The 23473-nt window shown below is 69.3% G+C and carries 20 protein-coding genes; 16 read left to right on the forward strand and 4 right to left on the reverse strand.

Annotated features, from left to right (window positions below):
• The first annotated feature begins 69 nt into the window (after positions 1 to 69).
• The 4 genes from IW248_RS05925 to IW248_RS05940 all read left to right on the forward strand — a co-directional run bounded on the left by IW248_RS05925 (position 70) and on the right by IW248_RS05940 (position 3576).
• Positions 70 to 906: an alpha/beta fold hydrolase gene (locus IW248_RS05925; RefSeq protein WP_196926026.1), complete on the forward strand. Its 837-nt coding sequence runs from the start codon at positions 70 to 72 to the stop codon at positions 904 to 906.
• The gene (locus IW248_RS05930; protein WP_196926027.1) at positions 899 to 1489 is read left to right on the forward strand and encodes a TetR/AcrR family transcriptional regulator; all 591 of its coding nucleotides are present in this window, start codon (positions 899 to 901) and stop codon (positions 1487 to 1489) included. The genes IW248_RS05925 and IW248_RS05930 overlap by 8 nt, the downstream gene beginning before the upstream one ends.
• Before the next feature lie 95 nt (positions 1490 to 1584).
• The gene (locus IW248_RS05935) at positions 1585 to 2472 is read left to right on the forward strand and encodes a helix-turn-helix transcriptional regulator (RefSeq protein WP_196926028.1); all 888 of its coding nucleotides are present in this window, start codon (positions 1585 to 1587) and stop codon (positions 2470 to 2472) included.
• A 114-nt stretch (positions 2473 to 2586) separates the two neighbouring features.
• The gene (locus IW248_RS05940) at positions 2587 to 3576 is read left to right on the forward strand and encodes an SMP-30/gluconolactonase/LRE family protein (protein ID WP_231396199.1); all 990 of its coding nucleotides are present in this window, start codon (positions 2587 to 2589) and stop codon (positions 3574 to 3576) included.
• Between the two features lie 139 nt (positions 3577 to 3715).
• Here IW248_RS05940 and IW248_RS05945 read toward each other — a convergent pair whose 3' ends face one another.
• Together IW248_RS05945 and IW248_RS05950 are read right to left on the reverse strand one after the other, a co-directional pair.
• Positions 3716 to 4126, reverse strand: coding sequence for a hypothetical protein (locus IW248_RS05945; RefSeq protein WP_196926030.1), 411 nt, complete (start codon positions 4124 to 4126; stop codon positions 3716 to 3718).
• Positions 4127 to 4137: 11 nt separating this feature from the next.
• Positions 4138 to 4566 (reverse strand): hypothetical protein, encoded by a 429-nt coding sequence (locus IW248_RS05950; protein WP_196926031.1) that lies wholly within the window; start codon positions 4564 to 4566, stop codon positions 4138 to 4140.
• 81 nt (positions 4567 to 4647) lie between these two features.
• Here IW248_RS05950 and IW248_RS05955 point away from each other — a divergent pair, with 81 nt between their 5' ends.
• Positions 4648 to 5265 carry a TetR/AcrR family transcriptional regulator gene (locus IW248_RS05955; protein WP_240639114.1) on the forward strand — a complete coding sequence of 206 codons (618 nt, stop codon included), beginning with the start codon at positions 4648 to 4650 and terminating at the stop codon, positions 5263 to 5265.
• 52 nt (positions 5266 to 5317) lie between these two features.
• A complete protein-coding gene (locus tag IW248_RS05960; RefSeq protein WP_196926032.1) occupies positions 5318 to 5632 on the forward strand; it encodes a chorismate mutase in 315 nt (104 codons plus the stop codon).
• 19 nt (positions 5633 to 5651) lie between these two features.
• Here IW248_RS05960 and IW248_RS05965 read toward each other — a convergent pair whose 3' ends face one another.
• Complete coding sequence (locus IW248_RS05965; RefSeq protein WP_196926033.1) at positions 5652 to 6494, reverse strand: IclR family transcriptional regulator; 843 nt, start codon at positions 6492 to 6494, stop codon at positions 5652 to 5654.
• A 111-nt stretch (positions 6495 to 6605) separates the two neighbouring features.
• Between IW248_RS05965 and IW248_RS05970 the strand changes: the two genes are divergently transcribed.
• From IW248_RS05970 to IW248_RS06000, 7 genes are all read left to right on the forward strand, one after another.
• On the forward strand, positions 6606 to 7853 hold the full coding sequence (locus IW248_RS05970; protein ID WP_196926034.1) for an ABC transporter substrate-binding protein: 1248 nt from the start codon (positions 6606 to 6608) through the stop codon (positions 7851 to 7853).
• A 76-nt stretch (positions 7854 to 7929) separates the two neighbouring features.
• A complete protein-coding gene (locus IW248_RS05975) occupies positions 7930 to 8883 on the forward strand; it encodes a carbohydrate ABC transporter permease (protein ID WP_196926035.1) in 954 nt (317 codons plus the stop codon).
• A complete protein-coding gene (locus tag IW248_RS05980; RefSeq protein ID WP_196926036.1) occupies positions 8880 to 9710 on the forward strand; it encodes a carbohydrate ABC transporter permease in 831 nt (276 codons plus the stop codon). The genes IW248_RS05975 and IW248_RS05980 overlap by 4 nt, the downstream gene beginning before the upstream one ends.
• 8 nt (positions 9711 to 9718) lie before the next feature.
• Positions 9719 to 10900, forward strand: a complete 1182-nt coding sequence (locus IW248_RS05985; RefSeq protein WP_196926037.1) for a mandelate racemase/muconate lactonizing enzyme family protein — start codon at positions 9719 to 9721, stop codon at positions 10898 to 10900.
• Positions 10897 to 12105, forward strand: a complete 1209-nt coding sequence (locus tag IW248_RS05990) for a fumarylacetoacetate hydrolase family protein (protein ID WP_196926038.1) — start codon at positions 10897 to 10899, stop codon at positions 12103 to 12105. The genes IW248_RS05985 and IW248_RS05990 overlap by 4 nt, the downstream gene beginning before the upstream one ends.
• Positions 12102 to 13619: an aldehyde dehydrogenase family protein gene (locus IW248_RS05995; RefSeq protein ID WP_196926039.1), complete on the forward strand. Its 1518-nt coding sequence runs from the start codon at positions 12102 to 12104 to the stop codon at positions 13617 to 13619. Before IW248_RS05990 ends, IW248_RS05995 begins: the two co-directional genes overlap by 4 nt.
• 330 nt (positions 13620 to 13949) lie before the next feature.
• On the forward strand, positions 13950 to 15524 hold the full coding sequence (locus IW248_RS06000) for an alpha/beta hydrolase-fold protein (protein WP_196926040.1): 1575 nt from the start codon (positions 13950 to 13952) through the stop codon (positions 15522 to 15524).
• A 111-nt stretch (positions 15525 to 15635) separates the two neighbouring features.
• Here IW248_RS06000 and arfA read toward each other — a convergent pair whose 3' ends face one another.
• Positions 15636 to 17159, reverse strand: a complete 1524-nt coding sequence (gene arfA, locus IW248_RS06005) for an arabinosylfuranosidase ArfA (protein ID WP_196926041.1) — start codon at positions 17157 to 17159, stop codon at positions 15636 to 15638.
• Positions 17160 to 17409: 250 nt separating this feature from the next.
• On the opposite strand from arfA, the gene IW248_RS06010 reads away from it, so the two are divergent.
• From IW248_RS06010 to IW248_RS06020, 3 genes are all read left to right on the forward strand, one after another.
• Entirely contained in the window at positions 17410 to 19788 is a 2379-nt protein-coding gene (locus IW248_RS06010; RefSeq protein WP_196926042.1) for a glycoside hydrolase family 3 N-terminal domain-containing protein, read from the forward strand.
• A gap of 317 nt (positions 19789 to 20105) precedes the next feature.
• Complete coding sequence (locus tag IW248_RS06015; RefSeq protein ID WP_231396201.1) at positions 20106 to 21101, forward strand: LacI family DNA-binding transcriptional regulator; 996 nt, start codon at positions 20106 to 20108, stop codon at positions 21099 to 21101.
• Between the two features lie 95 nt (positions 21102 to 21196).
• Positions 21197 to 23380, forward strand: a complete 2184-nt coding sequence (locus tag IW248_RS06020) for an alpha/beta hydrolase (protein ID WP_196926044.1) — start codon at positions 21197 to 21199, stop codon at positions 23378 to 23380.
• The last annotated feature ends 93 nt before the right edge of the window (positions 23381 to 23473 follow it).

Genomic DNA, 23473 nt, shown 5'->3' on the forward strand with positions numbered 1-23473 from the left:
AGCCGCTTGCCCTCCACGGCTAATGCCGTTAGCCTTTAGCTAATCACGTTAGCTTCAGTGGAGGACGTCATGACCGAACACCTGCGCATTGCCGGCAACACCATCGCCTACGAGGTCACCGGGCAGGGCCCGCTGGTCGTCCTGGCGCACGGCATGGGCGACAGCCGGCACTCCTACCGGTTCGTCGCTCCGGCCCTGGTAGCTGCCGGATACCGGGTCGCCAACGTCGACATCCGCGGCTGCGGCGACTCCAGCCTCGGCTGGGACGGCTACAGCCGCACCGACATCGCGGGCGACCTCGTCGCCGTCGTGCGCCACCTCGGCGGCCCGGCCGTGATCATCGGCCAGTCGATCAGCGGCGGTGCCGCGACCGTCGCGGCGGCCACCGCACCCGAGCTGATCGCCGGCGTCATCGAGCTGGCGCCGTTCACCCGAGTACAGTCCTTCGACCTGGGTGGGCTGGTGCGGGTGAAGCGCTTCCGGGCCGGCTATCTCCAACTGGCCCAGGTGCTCATGCGGGGCAGCCTGGCGAACTGGCGCAAGTACCTCGACGTGGCGATCCCCACCAAGCCCGCCGACTGGGACAGCGAGCTGGCCCGCATCGAGGCCAAGATGAGTGAGCCCGGCCGAATGAAGGTTCTCCAGGCCATGGCCAAGACCAGCCCGGCCGACGCCGGTCGGCAACTGCCCAACGTCACCCGCCCGGTCCTGGTGATCCAGGGCAGCGCCGACCCCGACTGGGCCGACCCGCGGGCCGAGGGCGAACGCGTCATCGCCGACCTGCCGCGAGGGCTCGGCGAGCTGGCTGTCATCGAGGGCGCGGGCCACTACCCGCACGTCCAGACGCCCGACGAGGTCGTCGCCCTGGCCCTGCCGTTCCTCGCCCGGACGCTGACCAGTGCCTAAGGCCCGGCTCACCCCGGCATCGGTCACCGAAGCCGCAGCCGCGCTCGTCGACGAGGTCGGCTTCGACAACCTCAGCATGGGCCTGCTCGCCGAACGGCTCGGGATCAAGACCCCCTCGCTCTACAAGCACGTCACCAGCCAGGCCGACCTGGCGCACCGGATCGCCATACAGGGCATGACCGAGGCCGGCGATGCCATCCGCGACGCCATCCAGGGCCGGTCCGGCAGCGATGCCCTCGCCGCCGGCGCCCAGGCGATGCGGACCTACGTGCGGGAACACCCCGGCCGGTACGCCGCAGCCAACACCGCCCGTCCGACCGGCCCCGACGACCCGTTCATCCCGGCCAGCGAGCGAGTGCTCGCCTCCTGGGCGGCCATGCTGCGCGGATACGGGCTGGAACCCGACCAGGAGATCCACGCCATGCGAACGCTGCGCAGCGTTCTGCACGGGTTCGCGACCCTGGAGGCGGCCGGCGGGTTCCAGATCGACGCGTCCGTCGACGAGAGCTTCACCTGGCTGATCAACTTCGTCGACCATGGCCTTCGCGCCGGCGCCATCACGGGCAGCGCCGCCGCCCTCTGACGCCGGGTCGCCTCGCGTACGGGCTGCCTCGGCATGCGGTGCCTACTCCTGGCAGGGAGTGGTTGGGGCGGGCCGGGCTCGCAATACTTCGAGTCATGAACGCGAGAGGACAGCTCGGCGATTTCCTCCAGGCCCGGCGCTCCCAGCTGCGGCCGGAGGACACCGGCGTGGCGACATACGGTGAGCGGCGCCGGGTTCGAGGGCTGCGCCGGGAGGAGTTGGCCCTGCTGGCCGGGGTGAGCGTGTCGTACTACTCGCGGCTGGAGCAGGGGCAGGCCGTGAACGCCTCACCCGAGGTGCTCGACGCGCTTGCCCGAGCGCTGCGGCTCGACGACGCGGAGCGCCGCCATCTGGGCGAGCTGGCGGCCGGGACCCGCCGTCGGCCCGCCGTACGTCGCCCTTCCCCGGAGCGGGTGAGCCCGGCGGTACGCCAGCTCGTCGCGACGCTTGGTGACGTACCCGTGGTGGTGCTCGGTCGCCGCGCCGACGTGCTGGCCTGGAACACCGCCGGTCATGCCCTGTTCGCCGGCCACCTGACTCCGGAGATCCCGGAGCGGCCGAACCAGCAGCCGAACATGGCACGGCTGGTGTTTCTGGACACACACACCCGCGACCTGTACGCGGACTGGCCCACAAAGGCCCGCGCGGTGGTGGCGACACTGCGGATGGCTTCCGGGCAGCACCCGGACGATCCGCTGATGGCCGCGCTGGTTGGTGAGCTGACGGTGCGGAGTCCGGAGTTCGCCGCCATGTGGGCCGACCACCGGGTGAAGGCCGGCGGCGACACGGTCTACCAGATGCGTCATCCGCTGGTCGGCGCGATGGACGTGACACAGCAGACCCTGCGTACCGAGGACGGCCAGACCGTCGTGGTCGCCACCACCGAACCCGGCTCGGCATCTCACGCCGCGATGACGTTGCTCGTGCACGGCGCGGTCACCACCCGTGCCGGCGCTCCGCAGCCCCTCGTCAGGCGCGAGTAGCAACCTTCCCATCGGCTCGACACGAGGTGCTCCGCGAGGAGCGCCGGACCCGTCGCGCCCTTTTCAAGCCCATCGACAACACCGTGAGTAGGGACAGAAATGCGTAAGAGAACGATGACCCTCGCAGTCGCTGTCGCAGCAGCGGGAATCGGCGTCGTGACGGTCGTACCGTCGAGCGCCGCACCTGCCGCGACCGCAGCGGCCCGCACCGTCGAGCAACCCTGGGCGTCGGCCGCGCCGGTGTCGTCGCGGATCGCTGTCCACTTCGACCTGACGAAGGGGCAGATGCCGGAGAACGTCGCGGTCGGCCCGGACGGCACCGCCTACGTCACCTTCGCGGCCGCCCGACAGGTCGCCGCGGTCACCCCGTCCGGCGGGACGCGGATCCTGGCGACCCTGCCGGCCCCCGCCGATGGCGGCGTCAACACGCCGGTGCTCGCGTTCGCGCTGACCACGGGCATCGTCCGCATGAGTGACGGCACCCTCTACTTCCTCTACGCGAGCGGCGATGCCACCAGCACGGGTCTGTACCGGCTGCGCCCCGGCCGGGCGCCGCACCGCATCGCGGCTCTGCCAGCCGATGGGCTCCCCAATGGCCTGGCCTTCGACGCCGAGGCGAAGAGGTTCTTCCTCACGGACTCCGTGCTCGGCACGATCTCGACAGTTCCGCTGGAAGGCGGCCGTGCCGAGGTCTGGTCCTCGGCACCCGAGCTCGCCGCGGCCGGCTTCCTGGGCGCCAACGGCATCAAGGTACGCGCCGATGCGGTCTGGGCGACCAACCTCGACCACGGCACGCTGCTGCGCATTCCGCTGCGGCACGGCCGACCCGGGCCGGTCCGGGTGGCGGCGACCGGCCTGGTCGGCATCGACGACTTCGCGTTCGTCGGTGCCGGTGACCGACAGGTCATCGCCACACTGAACGGACCGAACACTGTGGTGAGCATCGACGCGGCCGGCCGTTCCCGAACGCTGATGACGGCCGCCGACGGGTTGCAGAACCCGACAGCGGTGGCCGTGCGCGGCCGTACCGTCTACGTGCTCAGTGCCGCGTACACCACCGGCGTCGACCCCAACCTGGCGCTGGCCACCCTGCCGCTCGGCTGACCCGTCGTCCTCCAGGAGGTCTGCCCGCAAGCAGTGGGGCCCGTTCCCTCGATAGTGAACGCTCGGATCGCCCGCCACCGTCGGATGACGGCGACGGGCGATCCGACGCGCCTGCCCGCGCGGGGGAGCAGCGGCTCGGTCACGGCGCGGCCGGGAAGTCCGACCGCTCGCTCGACGACCCGCCGGTCGTGCTCGGGCGTCGGCGGCCGAGGTGGAAGGCCGTGGCCGCGGCCAGCGCGGCGACGACGATCAGTGCGGCGAAGGCCGGGTGCATGTCCTTGGACAGGCTCGGGGCGCGTTCGGGCCCAATGGCCCAGAGGATCAGCGGTGTGGCGTAGGCGGCGGCGAGAGCGACAGTCCAGCGGCGTAGTCCGCGGAGGTGGGCGTGCCGCAGGCTGACGATCAGCGCGAGGGTGACCGGGACGATGGCCAGCATGGCGAGCTGGCCGATGACCAGGACCGGGACCGACCAGATCGAGATGATGGTGGTCCGGTCCGCGCGCCGGGTGGCGCGGTCCTCCTGGGTGCGGGGATGCGAGGTTGAGGGCATTGTCGTCTCCGTCATCGGGTCGGGTTGGTGGTCGCGGGACGCCAGGCCAACCAGCCGCGGCACAGCACGTAGGCCGCCGCGACGACGGCGACGAGTCCGAAGTCGATGATGGCCGACAGGCGTGCCTCCGGGACGTCTCCGATCAGCGCGCCGAACACCACGAGAGCGGCCTTGCCGGCGAGCACGATCTCCCAGACGCCGGCCGCTTGACGCGGCCTGACCGCGAGCAGGGCGAAGAGAGCGGCGAAGATGCCGAAGCTGGAAACTCGCCAGCCTTCGATGAACAGGCGGTCGTCGCTGGCGTTGACGGTCAGCAGCACGCCGTTGACGAATGCGACGCCGGTGGCGAGGGCGGCGAGGGCCGCCAGTCCACGGCCGACGAGGTCGGCGCGATTGGTGGGGGCGGCGATGTCGATTCGGGTAGCGGTCGCGGCGGTCATGGGGGTCTCCATCTCTAGGAAACGGATGTGAACTTACAGCCGTTAACTTACGCGCTGACCTAACGTCTGTAAAGTCAAGGGGTGACCACACCGAGAACGAGGGCCCGCAACAAGCGCGGCGAGGGCGCCCAACTGCGCGACGAGATCGTCGACGCCGCGATGACGCTCCTGGAGGACGGCACGCCACAGAACGTGACCCTGCGGGGGGTCGCCCGCCAGGCCGGCATCTCCGCGCCGTCGATCTATCCGCACTTTCCGGACCTGGACTCGATCCTCCTGGCGGTCGCGCAACGCGCGTTCGGCATCCTGGAGCAGGAACTGGGCGCACCGGATGACGCGGATCCGGTCGAGCGGCTGCGCGCGATCTGCGCGGCCTACCTGACCTTCGCCGAACGCCGTCCGCATCAGTACCGGGTGATGTTCGGCGCTGTCTGGGATGCCGGACAGGCCCTTGAGCGGGCGCCGGCCATGGCGGACGAACTCGCCGTGCTCGGCATGGGAGCCTTCGAGATCTTCCGGCGTACGCTCGCCGACTGCGTCGCGGCGGGACGATCGGCCAGCGCGGACCCCTTCGGCGACGCGACGGCGCTCTGGGTCGGGCTGCACGGGTTCGCCGAGCTCCAGGTGGCCACGCCGTTGTTCCCGTGGCCACCGGGGCTGCGCGAGTCCATCATCGACCGGATGGCGCTGCTGCGCTGAGCGTGCGTGGATGTTCGCCCGATCAGGTCGCCACCGTGCGACGATTTCCGGCGTGGAAGAGACTGCGGCGACGTTGGCCGAGATCCGCTCTCGGATCGACGAACTGGACCGTGAACTGGTCGGGCTGCTCGCCCGGCGGGAGGCGCTGGTCCGGCAGGCGGCCCCGCTCAAGAGTGACGCCCAGGCGGTCCGTGCGCCGGACCGGGTGGCGCAGGTGGTGGCCCGGGTCCGCAGCTTGGCCAGCGAGGCCGGCGCCGACCCGGATCTGGTCGAGCGGATCTACCGGGGCATGATCGAGGCATTCATCGGCATGGAGACCGACGAGCACCACCGCGTCACCGGCGGGTCGGCGCCGAGAACGCGGTGATCGCCCGGGACGTGCGCGGTCAGGTCGTGGAGCGGCTCTCACCGTCCGGGCTCGCCAGGGCGGGCGACGCGTAGCCGAGCTCGTACGAGATCTTGTTGGCGGTGTCCAGGAGCAGCGGAAGGTTGCTCTTCAGCTGGTCGAGGTTGGCGATGACCTCGATTGCCGTTATCGAGACTGCGGCGATGACCTGTCCTCGGGAATCCCTGATCGGCGCGGCCACGCACATCACGTAGGCGTCGTGCTCGCCGTTGTCCATGGCCCAGCCGCAGTCGTGGATGCGGGCGAGTTCGGCTTCCAGGACGTCGTGGTCGGTGAAGGTGGTGTCGGTGAATTTCTCGAAGACGACGTGGGAGAGCAGGCGGTCGCGTTCCTGGCGGGGAAGGTAGGCCAGGATCGTCTTGCCCACGGCGCTCGCGTAGATGGACACCGCGCGTCCCACCCGGGACGGCAGCTTGACGGCGTCGAAGGCCGGACTGTCCACCTTGTCGATATAGATGATCTCGTCGCCGGTCAGTTGCGCCAGGTGTACGGTGTGGCCGGTCTCGCGTTGCAGCGCACGCAGGTGGGCGGCGGCGGGCTGGCGGAGGTCCATCGAGCCGAGCGCGAGCTCGGACAACTCGATCAGGCCGCTGCCGAGCACGTAGGTGCCCGCGCCGGTCCGGCGGACGAAGCGCGCGGACTCCAGTGTCTGCAGGATGCGCAGGGCTGTGGACTTGTGGACGCCGAGCACGTCCGCAGCCTCCGTAAGGGACAGCGGGTGCTCCGCGGATCGACGGATGAGGTCGATCGCGCGGCGAATCGATTGCGCCAAGGCTGTTTCTCCCCTCGCGCGACGGGCAGCGCCGTCGCTGTCATTGCACATTATGCAATATAGATGACGCGATACGCAATCGCCACTTGACACCGTTGCACATGGCGCTACGATCGTTGCAATTTCATCCGCTCGACGCCAACTTGTAACAGTGGAGTAACGATGGGTAATCAGCGCGCTCGTTTCGGCATCGCCAGGGCGACATGTGCCCTCGGCCTGGTCGCCACTCTCTTGACCGGTTGCGGTTCCGACGGCGACTCCGGCGACGGCGTCACCAAACTGACCTTCGCCGCCTCGACCTTCGGCGACCCGGGCCGCGGGCCCCTGTTGACGAAGTGGCTCGACGAGTTCAATCAGAGCCAGACCAAGGTCCAGGTGTCCGCCGCCGCGGTGCCGTACCCGACCTTCGGCCAGACCGTGCTCACCCAGATGGGCAGCGGCAAGGGCCCCGACCTCGTCCGGTTCGACATGCCCGAGTTCGAGGCGGCCTCGGACGCCGGCCTCGTCGCGCCGCTGGACAAGGTGATCGACGCCGGCAAGTACGACCTGCTCAAGCAGCCGGACCAGTTCATGGTCCACGACGGTGTCCGGCACGGCGTCATCTTCGAGGCGTCGAACTACGCGATGTTCTACAACGCCGACCTGATCCCGACGCCGCCGACCACCTACGAGCAGTTCACCTCCACGGCGAAGTCGCTGACCAAGGGTGACGTCTTCGGCCTGGCGTTCCGCCAGACGGAGGCCGAGGAGGCCGGCGTCTGGCAGGACATCTTCAACTACGTCTACGGCTTCGGCGGCGCGTGGTCCGACGGTAAGAACCTGACGATCAACTCGCCCGAGAACCTCAAGGGCCTGCAGGCGTTCAAGGACCTGTACGACGCGAACGTGATCCCGCGCGGCGCCGACGCGGCGACGTTCCGGCGGATGTTCGCCGAGGGCAAGGTCGGGATGGAACTCAACAACGGCGGCTACGTGACCGCCACGCGCGGCCAGAACGCGAAGCTCAACTTCACCGTCGCGCCCATCCCGTTCCCGGTCCGCAAGCAGGGCGCGATCCTCGCACCGATCGTGATCAACGAGGCGAGCGAGGGCAAGGACGAGGCCGGCACCTTCATCAAGTGGGCGCTGGAGCCGCAGAACCAGGTCAAGCTGCAGGAGATCCTCGGCGCGAGCAGCGTCGCCACCACCACGCAGCGCAGCGCGGAGTCCCTCAAGGCGACCCCGTTCCTCCCCGTCTTCGACGGACTCACCGAGACCAGCCTGCCGCAGATCGTGCTGGGATTCGAGGCCAAGACGCCGGACATCCGCAAGGTGGTCGTGCAGAACGTGGTCGCGGCACTGCAGGGCAAGGCCGACCTCAAGTCGGCGCTGGATCGTGCCCAGCAGCAGGCGACCGAACTGGTCCGCTGACAGCTCGACACGGCGACGCTGCCGGCGCGACGGTTCGTGCGCCGGCAGCGTCCTTCCCCCCGAAGGATCAAACCCGATGACTGTGGTCGAGCAGACCGGAGTACCGAAGACAACACCCCCGGGCCGGCCCCGGCGTCGGCCCAGCCCGTTGGGCAGCAAGTGGACGCCGTACCTGTTCCTGGCACCCGCCGCCCTGTTCATCCTCGTCTTCCAGGCGGTACCCCTCGTTCAGGAGGTGTACCTCAGCTTCACCAGGACGAGACTGCTCAACCCCACCCGCAGCGAGTGGGTCGGGCTCGACAACTTCAACCGGATCTTCAGCGACCCGGAATTCCATCGCACCCTGCTGATCACCGTCGTCTACGTGATCACCTGTGTGGTCGTCGCGATCGGCGCCGGGCTCGGCGTCGCGCTCCTGCTCAACAAGAAGTTTCGGGGCCGTGGCGTGGCTCGGGCGCTGGTGACCGTCCCCTGGGCCGCTCCGGGCATCGCGGTCGCGCTCATCGCCACCTGGATGCTCAACGCGCAGTACGGCATCGTGAACCGCTTCCTCGACGCCGTGGGACTCGGTGTGCCCGGCGGCGCCATCCTGGACAGCTCGCGCTACGCGCTTCCGGCGGTGCTCGCGACGACCATCTGGCAGCTGTTCCCGTTCACCTCAGTGGTGCTGCTCTCCGCGCTGCAGTCCGTTCCCCAGGACCTCAACGAGGCCGCGACAGTGGACGGCGCGGGACGATGGGCCACCTTCCGGGCCGTCACCTGGCAGGTCATCAAGCCGACAGTGGGCCTGCTGGCGTTGCTGATGACGATCTGGTCGCTGCGGCGGTTCGAGCTGATCTGGCTGATGACCAAGGGCGGGCCGGTCGGCGCCACCGAGACGCTCGTCATCGACCTCTACTCGCAGGCGTTCGACTCGAAGGAACTCGGATCGGCGGCGGCCATCGGAATGGTCGGCGTCGTCATCTCGCTCATCGTCATCATCGGCAGCCGCCTGGTCGCCCGTGCCGTGGAGAAGGGGGACGTCCGATGAGGCGCTTCCGTTTCGGTGTCACCGCACGGATCGTCGCCGTGCTCGTCGTACTGGGTGTCGCGGTGTTCCCGCTGTACTGGATGTTCGTCACGGCGCTGTCCAGCAACAGCGACCTCTTCGCCGATCAGCCCCGGCTCACGCCGGACCTCGGTCAGTTCGGGGTCTTCGTGGATGCGCTGGCCGAGGGCAAGGCGGCCGGGTGGCTGCTCAACAGCCTGATCATCGCCGTCGGCACGATGGTCCTCTCCGTCGGCCTGGGCATCCCGCTCGGCTACGCGCTGTCCCGGTTCTCGTTCTGGGGCAAGGCCGTGCTGACCGTCGTGCTGCTGTTCACGCAGATGCTCCCCGAGGCGCTCATGGTCGTCCCGCTGTTCGCGCTGTTCCGCCGTTTCGAACTGCTCGACTCGCTGACCGGCCTCATCCTGGTGAACTCCGCGTTCGTCCTGCCGATCGTCGCGCTGATCCTCAAGGGCGCCATCGACGGCATCCCGAAGGAGCTGGAGGAAGCCGCGCGCGCCGACGGTGCCCGGCCCTTCACCACCCTGACCCGCATCAACGTGCCGCTCATCGCGCCGTCGATCGCGGCCACCGCGGTCATCGCCTTCTTCCACGCCTGGAACGAGTACGTGTTCGCTGTGACGTTCATCTTCAACCCCGATCTGCAACCCGCCTCCGTCGGCATCGCGAACTTCATCGGCGAACTGGGTACACCGATCCAGACGGTGATGGCTGTCGCCTTCCTGTTCACACTGCCCGCCGTCGCCTTCTACCTGCTGGTCCAGAAGTACGTGGTGTCCGGCATGACCGCCGGTGCGGTGAAGGGTTGAGCCGAAAGATGAAGATCGTCTCTGTCGACACACTTGTCGTCGACTTCTACCGCACGAACCTCGTGATCGTGCGCGTCCACACCGACGAGGGCATCATCGGGCTCGGTGAGGCCACCCTGGAGGGCAAGGAACGCGCCGTCCAGGGTGCCATCGCCGAGCTGGCCGAGGCAGTGGTGGGGCTGGATCCCACGAGCATCTCGAAGATCCTCTACGAGACCGCGCGGGACTGGTACTGGCGCGGTGGGCCGGTCATCATGACCGCGTTGAGCTCGCTGGAGATGGCCCTGTGGGACATCTCGGCCCGTGAGCTCGGCGTACCGGTCTCCCGGCTGCTCGGCGGCACGACCCGGGATCGGGTTCGGGCGTACGCGAATGGTTGGTTCTCCGGCGCCGTCACGCCGGAGGACTACGCGGCCGCCGCGCGCCGGACTGTGGAGTCCGGCTTCCGGGGCCTCAAGTGGGACCCGTTCGAGAACTACGACCTGACCATCACCACCGCACAGTTGGACCGGGTGCTCGCCCAGATCGACGCCGTCCGTCAGGCGGTGGGCCGCGATGTCGAGTTGTTCGTCGAGGGGCACGGCCGCTTCGACGTCCGCCACGCCATCAAGGTCGCCACCGAGATCGCCCAGTTCGACCCGGTGTGGTTCGAGGAGCCCTGCCCACCGGACAACCTCGACGCGCTCGTCGACATCCGCCGCGCGTCGCCGGTGCCGATCGCAGCGGGGGAGCGGTGGTACGGCCGGCAGGGCTTCGCGCCGGCACTGGCCCGCCAGGCCGTCGACTTCGTCCAGCCCGACGTCACGCACGCCGGCGGGATCGCCGAACTGGCTTTCATCTCCACGCTCGCCGCGACCAGCTACGTGGGCTTCGCGCCGCACAACCCGAGCGGTCCACTCAGCACGGCCGCGACGCTGCAACTCGGGGCGACGCTGCCCAACTTCCGGTACCTGGAGATCATGGCGACCGACGTGCCCTGGCGTCCCGAGATCACCAACGAGCGGCTGGTGCTGACGGACGACGGTGACATCCTCATCCCGACCGGGATCGGCCTGGGCATCGAGGTGGATCTCACAGTGATCGAGCAGCACCCGTTCACACCGCACCCGCTGCGGATGTTCCAGGACGCCGTGTACGACATCCGTCCCCGCGACGAGCGGTCCTTCTTCAACCTGGAGAGCGACTCATGACGGTGCCACGGCCCCGGGGGTCGGCCGCGGGTGCGGACTGGGCCGGCACCGCCGCCGAGGCGTTGCCGGACGACCCCGACAGCGTCCTCATCGGCCGGATCTGGGACCCGTCCGGCGACGGCCCCTCGCCGGTGACCGTCCGCGACGGCGAGGTCATCGACCTCAGCCACCGGTTCCCGACCGTCCGCGACATCTGTGAGCTGCCCGATCCCGCAGCGACGGTGGCCGGGTTGGACGGGCCGAGGGTGGGCGACTTCGGGGAGATCCTGGCCAACACGGGGGCCGCCACCCGCGACAGTGGTCGCCCCTGGCTGCTCGCCCCGGTCGACCTCCAGGCGCTCAAGGCCGCCGGCGTGACCTTCCCGGTCTCGATGATCGAACGGGTTATCGAGGAACGGGCGCGGGGAGACCTGGCACTGGCGGCGGACATTCGGCAGCGCATGCTCGCCGACGTCGGTGTCGACCTGCACAGCCTGGAGGCGGGCTCGCCCGAGGCGGATCGGCTCAAGGGTCTGCTGGTCGCCGAGGGTATGTGGAGTCAGTACCTGGAGGTGGGGATCGGCCCGGACGCCGAGATCTTCACCAAGGGACAGATCCTCTCCGCCGTCGGCACCGCCGTTCCGGTCGGTGTGCTCGCCGCGTCGACCTGGAACAACCCGGAACCCGAGGTCACGCTGATCGTCCAGTCCAGCGGCCGGATCGTCGGCGCCACCCTCGGCAACGACGTGAACCTGCGCGACATCGAGGGCCGCTCGGCGCTCCTGCTTCCCCTGGCGAAGGACAACAACGCCTCCTGCGCTCTCGGCCCCCTGATCCGGCTCTTCGACGACCGGTTCGGCATGGATCAGGTACGCGAACTCGAGGTGCGCCTGGAGGTTCGCGGCGTGGACGGCTTCCACCTGGAGGCGGTCTCGGAGATGACCCAGATGTCGCGTGCTCCGGAGGAACTGGTCCGGCAGCTGATCGGGCCGCACCACCGCTATCCCGACGGCGCCGCACTGATGCTCGGCACGATGTTCGCGCCCATCCAGGACCGGGACCGCCCCGGTGAGGGCTTCACCCACAAGGTCGACGACGTGGTACGGATCAGCTGCCCGGCACTTGGCACCCTGGTCAACCGGGTGCGGCACGCGGAGGAGTGCGAGCCCTGGCACTTCGGCGTCCGCGATCTCATGGGCAATCTGGTAAGGAGAGGACTGCTGTGAACGTGGTCATCACTGTCGATCCGCGCGACGGTAAGCGTCGCGAGACGGAGCTTACCGAGACCGACGAATCTCGGCTGGAGGTGATCGCCGGTCAGACGTCCCCGGCGGCGCAGTGGCTGGCCGCCCGCGGGCGGCTCGGCCGTGCGGAGTTGCTGGACGCCATCGCCGCGTCGCTGGAGTCCCGTCGGGTGGACCTGGTCGCTGCCGCCGAGGCGGAGACCGGGCTGAGCCACGCGCGACTCGACGGGGAACTCACCCGGGCGGCGCTCCAGTTCCGGATGTTCGGCGAGGTGCTGCGCGACGGAGCGTACGTCGAGGCGACCATCGACCACGCCGCCGACACACCGCTCGGCCGCGGCCCGGACCTGCGGAGGATGCTCGTCCCCCTCGGGCCGGTCGCCGTCTTCGGGGCCAGCAACTTCCCGTTCGCCTTCTCGGTCGCCGGCGGTGACACGGCCGCGGCGCTCGCCGCCGGGTGTCCGACGATCCTGAAGGCCCACCCGTCCCACCCGTTGACCTCGCACGCCTCCGCCGCCGCGATCGAGTCGGCCGTCCGCGACCTCGGCGGGCCCGAGGGTGTCGTCGCGACCGTGTACGGGGAGCAGGCCGGTCGCTCGCTGGTGCGTCACCCGGCGATCCGCGCGGCCGCCCTGACCGGCTCGGTCAACGCCGCCCGCGCCATCCAGGCGGCCATCGACGAACGGCCCGACCCCATTCCCCTGTACGCCGAACTGAGCAGCGTGAACCCGATCGTCGTCCTGCCCGACGCGGCCGCCGCCCGGGGAGACCAGATCGCCGAGGGGCTGTTCGGCTCCTTCACGAACTCGGGCGGCCAGCTCTGCACCAAGCCCGGCCTGGCGTTCGTTCCGTCGGACCCGGGTGGTGACCGCCTGGTCGAGACCCTGCGGGCGAGAGTCGACGCGTCGGGTGGCACGGTCCTGCTCAACGAGCGCATCCGCGACGCGTACGAGAGCCGGGCCACGGAGTTCGAGCGGGCCGGCGCTCGGGTCTCGGCGCGACCCACCGTCGAGCAGGGAGCGGGCTTCACAGTGGCTCCGGCCCTCCTGGAGGTCGGCCTCGCCGGTCTGACCGCCGAGATCGCCGACGAGTGCTTCGGCCCGCTTCTGATCGTGGTCCGCTACGACGACGCCGCCGACCTCGACGCCGCGCTGGCCACCGTCCCGCCGTCGCTGACCGGTTCGCTGCACCGCGGACCGGGCGACGACGCCGACGTCGTACGCGGGCTTGTCGACGTGCTCGCCGCCCGCGCGGGTCGCATCGTCTTCGACGGCTATCCCACAGGTGTACGGGTGTCGTGGGCCCAGCACCACGGCGGACCGTGGCCGTCGACAAACGCCGTGCACACGTCGGTGGGCGCCACCTCGATCCGCCGGTTCCTCCGCCCGCTGGCGTGGCAGGACGCCCCGGCCTGGGTCCTTCCCGAGGAGTTGCGCGACGAGTACACAGCCATTTCCCGGCGAGTCGATGGGAGGTTGCAGCCAGCGGTCGAATAACCGCGGCTGCCGGTCTCTCCCGGGTGCGTTTCCGGGCCACCTGCGACTGGCGCGCGAATTCCTCGACAAAATTGACCCGACAGAGAATTCGCGCGCCAGTCGTCGTGGTGCCGCTGAAGCGCGCCCGAATTGTTTTCCACGCAATTTTCTGATTCGAATTACGGACCTGTCTTGACCGTCAATGCGATTCGTGGTTTGGTTTTCGACAGGGAACGATGTTAGCGCTCGCATTGCTGCATCGCTCGTTACTGGTATCCCTTCACCTCACCATCGAATGGTCGGTCGGCCGCTCGGTGCGGTCTGACCACACGCCGAAGAGGGAGCAGGAACATGCCCGTCGCACCTCCCCGTCCCCTGCTGCCGGCACGCAGACGCCGGCTGATGCTCGCGCTGCTCGCCGCCATCACCGTCACGGCCGGGACACTCGCCGCGCCGGCGGCCTCGGCCGCACCGCCGGCACCCCTGGGCCCGACAGTGACCCGCACCGACAAGCCGCCGACCGGCTACACCGTCACCTTCCGGTACCGGGCGCCCGAGGATGTCCAACAGGTCCACGTCTACGGCGACTGGTTCTACTCCCGTCCGGAGAACATTCCCTGTCAGGACTGCGGCGACGGCCGGCCGCCCGCCGAGTGGCAGCCCGGCGACGTCGCGGCCACCCCGTGGCACATCCAGGCCATGCGGAAGGGGCCCGACGGCGTCTGGACCTTCACCACTCCGCTGCCGGCGGGCACCTTCCGCTACGCCTTCACCCACGACTGCGCCAACGAGCTCGCGACCGGCTGTGCCCTGCACGACGACCCCGCCAACCGGTGGCAGATCCAGCCGCAATATCCGGGAGCGCCCGGCGCGGTACGCAGCACGATCTACGTCCCGGCCAGCAGGAAGTTCCCGACGTACGACACCGGCTACCAGGCGCCGGTCGCCAGGGTCGGCCGGCTGGAGTCTCGGCGGTACACCTCACCGCTGTCGACGAACCCGGTAGGGGTCCACGACATGGTCGTCTACCTGCCGCATGGCTACGACCCCAACCGGGCCACGCCGTACCCGACCCTCTACCTGAGCCACGGCAGCGGCGACCACTCGACCGCCTGGACGATGCAGGGCGTGGCCCACCTCATCCTGGAGAACGCGATCAAGGATCGGGCGGCGCAGCCCATGGTGATCGTGTCCACCGACTTCAACGGCCTCCCCGGTGGCAACGAGGGCTACGTCGACGAACTGCGGAACAACATCTTCCCGTTCGTCGAGCAGAACTACCACGTCTCGACCCGGGCACAGGACCGCGCGTTCGCCGGCTTCTCCGCCGGCGGCAGCCGGGCGTACACCATCATGTACAACCACACCGACCTGTTCGGCTACCACGCGGCCTGGAGCGCGGGCGGCCCGGCGGCCACCCAGGCGCAGATCGACAGCATGAAGGCCGTGGCCGGCGGCATCACGATCGGTACCGGGCTCCAGGATCGCCTGGGCAACATCGCCGAGAACTCGCAGCTTAACGCCGCCGCCCTGCGGGCCGCCGGCGTCGAGCTGGACGAGTACAACGTGCCGGGCGTGCACACCTGGCACGTGTGGCGTCCGCTGCTGAACCACTACCTGCGCACCCTGACCTTCCGAACCACCACCACCGATCTCGACGTCACCACGTCACCGGTCGGCGGATCGCGCCACACGACTGTCACCGCCACCGCGACGGTTGGCGCGGTCAGCACCAGCACGTCCACGCCCTCCGGCACTGTCGACTTCTACGCGGGTGACACCCGCCTGGGGTCGGCGCCGGTGCACCACGGCGTCGCCCGGCTGAAGAAGACCGTCCTTGGCGAGCTGGACGGGCCGGTGGTCGCCCGCTACCAGGGCGACAAGCTCTTCAACGACTCCGACAGCGCCCCGGTCGACGCCCGGTAACAACGGGCTCGACCCCGTACTCCCTGTGGTGGGGAAGCCCCGGCCGCGCACACCCTGGTGAAAGCCAGGGTGTGCGCGGCCGGGGCGCGTCCGGGACCGTTCGTCAGCCGGTCACGGGGTCGTGTCGGTGGCGTGCAGTCGCAGCATGGTCCAGGACGCGGGCGGAAGAGTCAGCTGGACGGTGGCGTCGGCGCCGCGTGCCGTGTCGTTGGGGCGCGGCGCGGCGTGGTCCGGGCCGTCGGCCGTGTTCTTGGCGTGCAGGTCGGTGCCGCCGACGGTGACGCACTCGACGATGTCGGTCACCAGGGCGCCGGCGACGTCGATTGTCACCTCGGCCGGGGTGTCGAGGACGCGGTTGACGAGGAAGACGGTCATCTCCCCGGTGCTGTCGTCCCAGGTGGAGACCGCGTCGACAGCGTCGATCTCACCGTAGCGGTCGGTGGTCGTCGTGCTGCCGTCGCGCAGCACGTCCAGCACGGTGCCCTGGGCGTGCCGGGCGGTGCGGGCGAAGGGGTGGAAGATGGTCTGGCGCCAGGCCGAGCCGCCCGGCTCGGTCATGATCGGTGCGATGACGTTCACCAGTTGGGCCTGGCAGGCCGCGCTCACCCGGTCGCTGTGCCGCAGCAGGCTGATGAGCAGGCCACCGACGACGACCGCGTCCGCCACGCTGTAGTGGTCCTCCAGCAGTGGCGGCGCGACCGGCCAGTCCTCGCCGCTGGGCGGCGTGGACGGGGCGGCGGACTGGTACCAGACGTTCCACTCGTCGAACGCGATCATGATCTTCTTGGTCGACCGACGGATCGCCCCGACCGAGTCGGCGATGGCGGTGACGGCGTCGATGTACCTGTCCATGTCCTCGGCCGAGGCGAGGAAGCTGGCCAGGTCGTCGTCGGCCGGCTGGTAGTAGGCGTGCAGCGAGATCAGGTCGACGTCGTCGTACGCCTCGGTCAGCACGTCGCGCTCCCAGCTGCCGAAGGTCGGCATACCCAGGTGTGAGGAGCCGCAGGCGACGAGTTCGAGGTCGGGATCGAAGCGGCGCATGGCCTTCGCGGTCTGTGCCGCGAGCCGCCCGTACTCGGTCGCGCTGCGCTGGCCCACCTGCCACGGGCCGTCCATCTCGTTGCCCAGGCACCACAGCTTGATCCCGTACGGGTCGACCGCGCCGTTGTCGCGGCGCTGGTCGGCGAGGTGACTCCCACCGCGGTGATTGGCGTACTCGAGCAGGTCGACTGCCTCGGCGGTGCCACGGGTGCCGAGGTTGACGGCCATGATCGGGTCCACGTCGGCCTTGCCGACCCAGCGCATGAACTCGTCGAGCCCGAACGCGTTGGTCTCCAGGCTGTGCCAGGCGAGGTCGAGCCTCGCCGGCCGTTTGTCGACCGGGCCGACGCCGTCCTCCCAGCGGTAGGAGGAGACGAAGTTGCCGCCCGGATAGCGCACGGTGGTGACGCCCAACTCGCGCACCAGCGCGAGGACGTCGCCCCGGAAGCCGTCGGCGTCGGCAGTCGGGTGCCCCGGCTCGTAGATTCCGGTGTAGACGCAGCGACCCAGGTGTTCGACGAACGAGCCGAAGATCCGGCGGGGCACCGGTGCGACGCGTCGGCGGGGGTCCAGGGTCAAGCGGGCCGTGTTCACGACGTTCTCCGGCGCGCTGTCGAGGTCGGTGTTCAGGGCTGGCTCCCTTCGTGCGAGGTCCGACGCGGGATCTCTGCCCGAGCGCCGGGACCGAGGGGTGGTGGAGGCAGTGTGAGCTCTGGACAAGGTGATCGTCTTCGATTACGTTCTCGATCTATGTAAACGTTACCGATTACGTTTACGTAAGGGAACACGGCACCTGGATCGATGTTCTGGCCGGCCAGCTTGTCGCGGTGATTGGGGTGACCGGGTGACCACTGTTGAGCCGGCGATCGAGGCGACCTACGCCGATGCGACAGCGCCCGTCGACGAACGGGTGTCGGATCTGCTGGCCCGGATGACCCGCGAGGAGAAACTCGCGCAACTGGGCAGCACCTGGGCGTTCACACTGCTGGAGGGCGGACGGTTCACGGCCGACCGGGCCCGGCCGATCCTTCGACACGGCCTGGGGCACGTGACCCGCGTCGCGGGCGCGACCAGCCTGAAGGCCGCGCAGGTGGCGCGGGCGGCCAATGCCATCCAGCGCTTCCTGGTCACCGAGACCCGGCTGGGGATCCCGGCCATCGTGCACGAGGAGGTCTGCTCGGGGGTGATGGCCCGCGAGGCGACCATCTTCCCGCAGGCGATCGGTGTCGCGAGCACCTGGGCGCCGGAACTCAACAGGCAGCTGGCCGACGCCGTTCGCGCACAGATGCGCGCCATGGGAAGCCACCAGGGGCTGTCGCCGGTGCTCGACGTGGTGCGTGACCCACGGTGGGGCCGGACGGAGGAGACCTACGGCGAGGATCCGTACCTGGTGTCCCGGATGGGGGTGGCGTTCGTCCGAGGGCTGCAGGGCGTCGACCTGGCCGACGGCGTCCTCGCCACCGCCAAGCACTTCGTCGGCTACGGGGCGTCCGAGGGTGGGCTGAACTGGGCGCCGGCCCATCTGCCGCCACGTCTGCTGCGCGAGGTGTACCTGTATCCGTTCGAGGCGGCGGTCCGAGAGGGCGGGCTCCAGTCGGTGATGGCCGGCTACCACGAGCTCGACGGCGTCCCCTGCCACGCCAACCAGGAACTCCTCGCCGACGTCCTCCGTGGGCAGTGGGGCTTCACCGGCAGCGTGGTGTCGGACTACTTCGCCGTCAACGACCTCCACTCGTACCACCACTTCGCGCAGGACAAGCAGCAGGCCGCGACGGTGGGCCTCGGCGCGGGCGTGGACGTCGAGCTTCCGGCGACGGACGCGTACGCCGACGCACTCACCCGCGCCCTGGACGCCGGTGAGGTCAGCGAGGCCCAGCTCGACGAGGCGGTCTCGCGGGTCCTTCGGCACAAGGTCGAACTCGGGCTCTTCGAGAACCCGTACGTCGACGAGGACGCGGCCGCGACGGCGGCGGCGGCGAACGCCGAGCGGCACCGGGACGTGGCGCTGGAGATCGCCCGTCGCAGCCTCGTCCTGCTCAAGAACGACGGGGTTCTGCCGCTGCTCGGGGGAGCCGGAACTGTCGCTCTCATCGGCCCGAACGCCGACGACGCCCGACACCTCCTCGGTGACTACTCGTTCGCGGCCCACATCGAGGCGTTGGTCGAGGCGCGCAAGCGCCGTGGTCTGCTCGGCGAGATGATGACGATCCCGGACGATCTGGAGATCGACGAGAGCACCGACGGTGTGCCCACGGTGCGTGACGAACTGGCGGCGCGGCTGGGCGACCGGCTGCGCTTCGCCCAGGGCTGCGACGTGCTCGATCCGTCGACGGACGGGTTCGCCGACGCGGTCGCGGCCGCTGCGGCGGCCGACGTCGCGGTGCTGGTCCTGGGGGACCGCTCGGGGTTGACGCCCGGGGCCACCACTGGCGAGTCCCGGGACCGGTCCAGTCTGGACCTGCCGGGAGTGCAGGAAGAGCTGGTCCGTGCCGTCGTCGCCACCGGCACGCCCGTCGTGGCGGTGCTCGTCGCCGGCCGACCGGTGGGCAGCGACTTCCTGCACGAGGAGTGCGCAGCGGTGCTGATGGCCTGGTTGCCGGGGGAGACCGGGGGGCAGGCGATCGCCGAGGTGCTCCTCGGTGAGGTGAACCCGAGCGGCAGGCTGCCGATCTCGTACCCCCGTGGCGTGGGCCAGATCCCCGTCTTCTACGGCCACAAGGTGTCCGGCGGACGGTCACACTGGCACGGCGACTACGTGGACTCGCCGGTCGCCCCGCGATACGTCTTCGGTCACGGCCTCGGGTACACCTCATTCGCCATCGACGACGCCGCGGTGGACAGCGCCGAGGTCAGCGCCGGGGACAGCGTCGGTGTCGAGGTCACGGTCACCAACACCGGAGACCGGGCGGGGGAGCAGGTCGTGCAGCTCTACGTCCGCGACCCGCAGGCCACGATCACCCGGCCGGTGCTGGAGTTGAAGGCCTTCGCCCGCGTCGCGGCGGCCGCCGGTCAGCGGGTGGCGGTGCGGTTCGCGCTCCCCACGGGCCAGCTCGGTTTCTACGACCGGAGCATGGCCTACGCGGTGGAGGCAGGGCAGATCGAGGTGTACGTCGGCTTCTCGGCTGCCGACCGTACCCACGCCGGCACCTTTGTGATCACCGCGGACCCGGACCGGCCGACGCCGAAGGTCTTTTCCGGGACCGCCGAAGTTCGGCAGCTGTGATCGTTTACCCGGGTCGCGGAATGGTTCTTGACGGAGTGTGCCGTCCTGTTGTCAACGGGTAGAACCGGCGCGAAAAACGGGGCTCCACTTCGACCGCCGGAAGAGGCCGCCGATTGCGTTATCCGCAACGGCATCCGAGGATCAGCCGCGCCCTTGCGAGCATCCGGTTAGGACCCTCTTCCTGGCAGTTGACTAAGGGTGAAGAGGTCTTGTGTTCGTAATCGTTCTCGGTTACGTTGGCAACATCCTGGAAACGTAACCGATAACGATTGCAGTCCAGAGAGAGCCGCATGATTGAAGTCAATGCGCCGGTAACAATGAGTGATGTCGCCCGAGCTGCCGGCGTTTCCACAGCCACCGTCTCGCGTGTCGTCAACGGGCATTACGGCGTCAGCGCTCGCACTGTCGCTCAGGTGCGCTCCGCCATCGAGCAGCTCGGCTACGAGTCGAGCCTGGTGGCCACCAGCCTTCGGCGCAGCCGCACCAACGTTCTGGGCCTCGTTGCGCACAGCTTCCAGTCGTACACGGCTGAGGTGCTCAAGGGCGTGATGAAGGCGCTGAGCCGCTCGGGCTTCGATCTGATCATCTACGCCAACAGCGACCTCTACGGGTCGTACTCGGAGGGTTGGGAACAGCGGCACCTGACCCGGCTGTCGGGCACCCTCACCGACGGCTGCATCGTCGTCACGCCCTGGGGTGATTTCCGGACCCGGACGCCGGTCGTGGCCATCGACCCGGTGCGGGGCTCGACGGCACCCTCGGTGATCTCCGACAACCTCGCTGGCGCCACCACCGCCGTCGAGCACCTGCTCGGCCTGGGCCACCGGCGCATCGGGTTCATCGCCGGCCGCGACAGCCTGGCCTCGGCCTGGTCGCGGGAGGAGGGCTACCGGGCCGCGCTGACCACCGCCGGCATCCCGGTCGACCCGACGCTGATCGGCCGAGGGGATTTCAACCCCGAGTCGGCGACTCCGCTGGCGCGCGTCCTGCTGCAACGACCGGACCCGCCGTCGGCGATCTTCGCGGCGAGCGACGGGATGGCCCTCAAGGTTCTGGAGGTCGCCAGGGAGTTGGGGTTCTCCGTGCCGGGAGACCTGTCCGTCGTCGGGTTCGACAACATCCCCGAGTCGGCGTTGACCCAGCCGGGTCTGACCACAGTGGACCAGTCGATGTATCAGCTCGGGTACGAGGCCGCGCGGATGCTGAAGTCACTGGTGACCGGCGAGTGGGACGAGCCGAGCCAGATCGTGCTTCCGACCAGCCTCGTCGTGCGCAGCTCGACCGCACCACCGACGAGCGGGGCAGCAGCCTGAAGGAGGTGTACGCAGCACACACGGCCAGATCCACAGTTGAGCTGAGCCGGTCAGTCGGGTCGTATCCGCTGCCGGCACATTGAAAGGAGTGGAGTGTGACTACCGAACAGTATCATGGGCGCTTACGCCGTCTGGGCGTACGCCGCCGGCTCTCGGCGGCGTTCACCGCCGGCGTCATCGCCACCGCGGCGGTTCTCCTCGCGCCGCAACCGGCAGCGGCGGACACGCCGTGGCTGGACGTCTCCCCAGACCGCTACGCCACGTTCACCGTCCCGGCGGCGTACGTCCAGGAGAAGCTGGGCACCGTCTCGCAGGTCATCGTCGAGGGAAACTTCGGCCCGTCCGCCACCTGGGCGGAGTTCGGGCTGACCCGTCGAGGTGACGCCTGGTCGGGTGTTCTCGGCGCGCTGGAGCCCGGTCTGTACAACTACCAGCTCACCGCCGACGACACCAAGACCATCAAGGACCCGACGAACAGCACGAGCGTCGCGTCCAACCCGCTCCTGAGCACCTTCCTCGTTGCGGGTGACTCGGCGCGGTGGCTCGTCGACGCGCCGTCGGGCACCGGCGGAAAGATCGAGACGTTGACCTATCGGACCAGGAACGCGCAGCGCTCGGCCCTGGTCTGGACGCCACCTGGTTACGCGGCCAAGGGCCCGAAGGGTTACCCGGCGCTCTTCCTGCAGTCGGGTGCCGGTGTTGCCGCCACCGACTGGCTCGACCTCGGTCGATCCAAGCAGATCCTCGACAACCTGTCGGCCGCGCGCGCCATGAGCCCGATGGTGGTGGTGCTCAACAACGCCAACGCCTCGGACGACAAGGAGTTGAGGGACCTCCGCAAGGCGGTTGCCGACAACTACCGGGTCCTTCGCGACCCGGCGCACCAGGCGATCGCGGGTGTGGCCGACGGTGGCACGCAGGCAGTGCGGGCCGCGCTCACCAAGCCGGGCCAGTTCGGTTACGTCGGTTCGTTCTCGGGCACGTCGGCTCCGGCGATCGACCGGAAGGACGCCAAGGCGATCAACCGCGGCGTCAAGCTGCTGCGCCTGTACACGGGCAACGTCACCGATCCCGCGTACAACACCACCTACCGGCTGACGAAGGCGTTGGACCGAGCCGACGTCCGGTTCGAGTTCGACGGGGTCAACCCGGACGGCGGCGCGAACTGGACCACCTGGCAGGAGAACCTGGTCGACTTCCTGCCGCGACTGTTCGGTCACGTGCGGGACCACGGGCCGAGCCCCGGTCACCAGCCGCTGAAGCGGGAGTTCACCCCGCCGCCGGCCGGCACCACCCCGACGCCCTTCGTCACCGAGGACGGCTTCGTCACCTTCGAGACCACCACCGACTTCAAGAACGCTCAGCACGTCACGGTCTGGGCGAACGTCGCTCCGGGCGGCAGTTGGCTGCGACTGCCACTGACCCGCGACGGCGACCGGTGGCGGGCGACCGTGGGCCCGCTGAAGCCCTGGTTCTACTACTACCGGCTGATCGTGGACCGGGTCGCCGTCAAGGACGCCTCGAACCCGACGACAGTCACCACCGAGCCGATGTGGAGCACCTTCTTCATCCCGGGGCCGGGTGCCCGACTGCTGTCGGACGTACCCGCCGGTCGTGGCGGGAAGGTCGAGAACATGACCTACACCAGCACGGTGGCCGGCCAGGACCGCACCGCACTGGTGTGGACCCCGCCGGGGTACGACCCGAACCGGGCGCAGCCGTACCCCGTCCTCTATCTCCAGCACGGCGGCGGCCAGAACTACACGGACTGGGTCGAGATGGGCCGCGCCAAGCAGATCCTCGACAATCAGTTCCTCGACGGCGACCTCACGCCGATGGTCGTCGTGATGGGCAACGGCAACTCGTCGAACTTCAACAGCGAGTTGCGGGAGAACATCGTTCCGACGGCCCGTGCCCGCTACCACATCTCCAGCGATCCGTCACAGCAGGCCCTCGCTGGCCTGTCGATGGGCGGCGGGCAGGCGTTCGGGGTGCTGAAGGCCTACCCGGGCGAGTTCGCCTACGTCGCCGCGTTCTCGGCCGGGTTCGGCAGCGGCACCGGCGTCGACGTGCAGGCGATCAACAACGGCACCAAGATGCTGCGCCTGTACGTCGGTGACCAGACCGACTTCGTGTACCCGAGCTTCATGGCATCGCTGACCACGTTGGACAACCTCGGAATCCGCTACGAGTTCGACGGGGTCACCCCCGGGCCGCACGGCTGGGACGTGTGGCAGAAGAACCTCATCGACCTGGCGCCGCGCCTGTTCAAGCGCTAGGAGCCTTCGCCGGCGACGCCACCGGGAGCAGGTCTTCCTGCCCCGGTGGCGCCCGCCAGCGGATGGATGCTGTGCACCGCCATCGCCGAAGGG

It is taken from the genome of Micromonospora ureilytica, assembly GCF_015751765.1.
Taxonomy (GTDB): Bacteria; Actinomycetota; Actinomycetes; order Mycobacteriales; family Micromonosporaceae; genus Micromonospora; species Micromonospora ureilytica.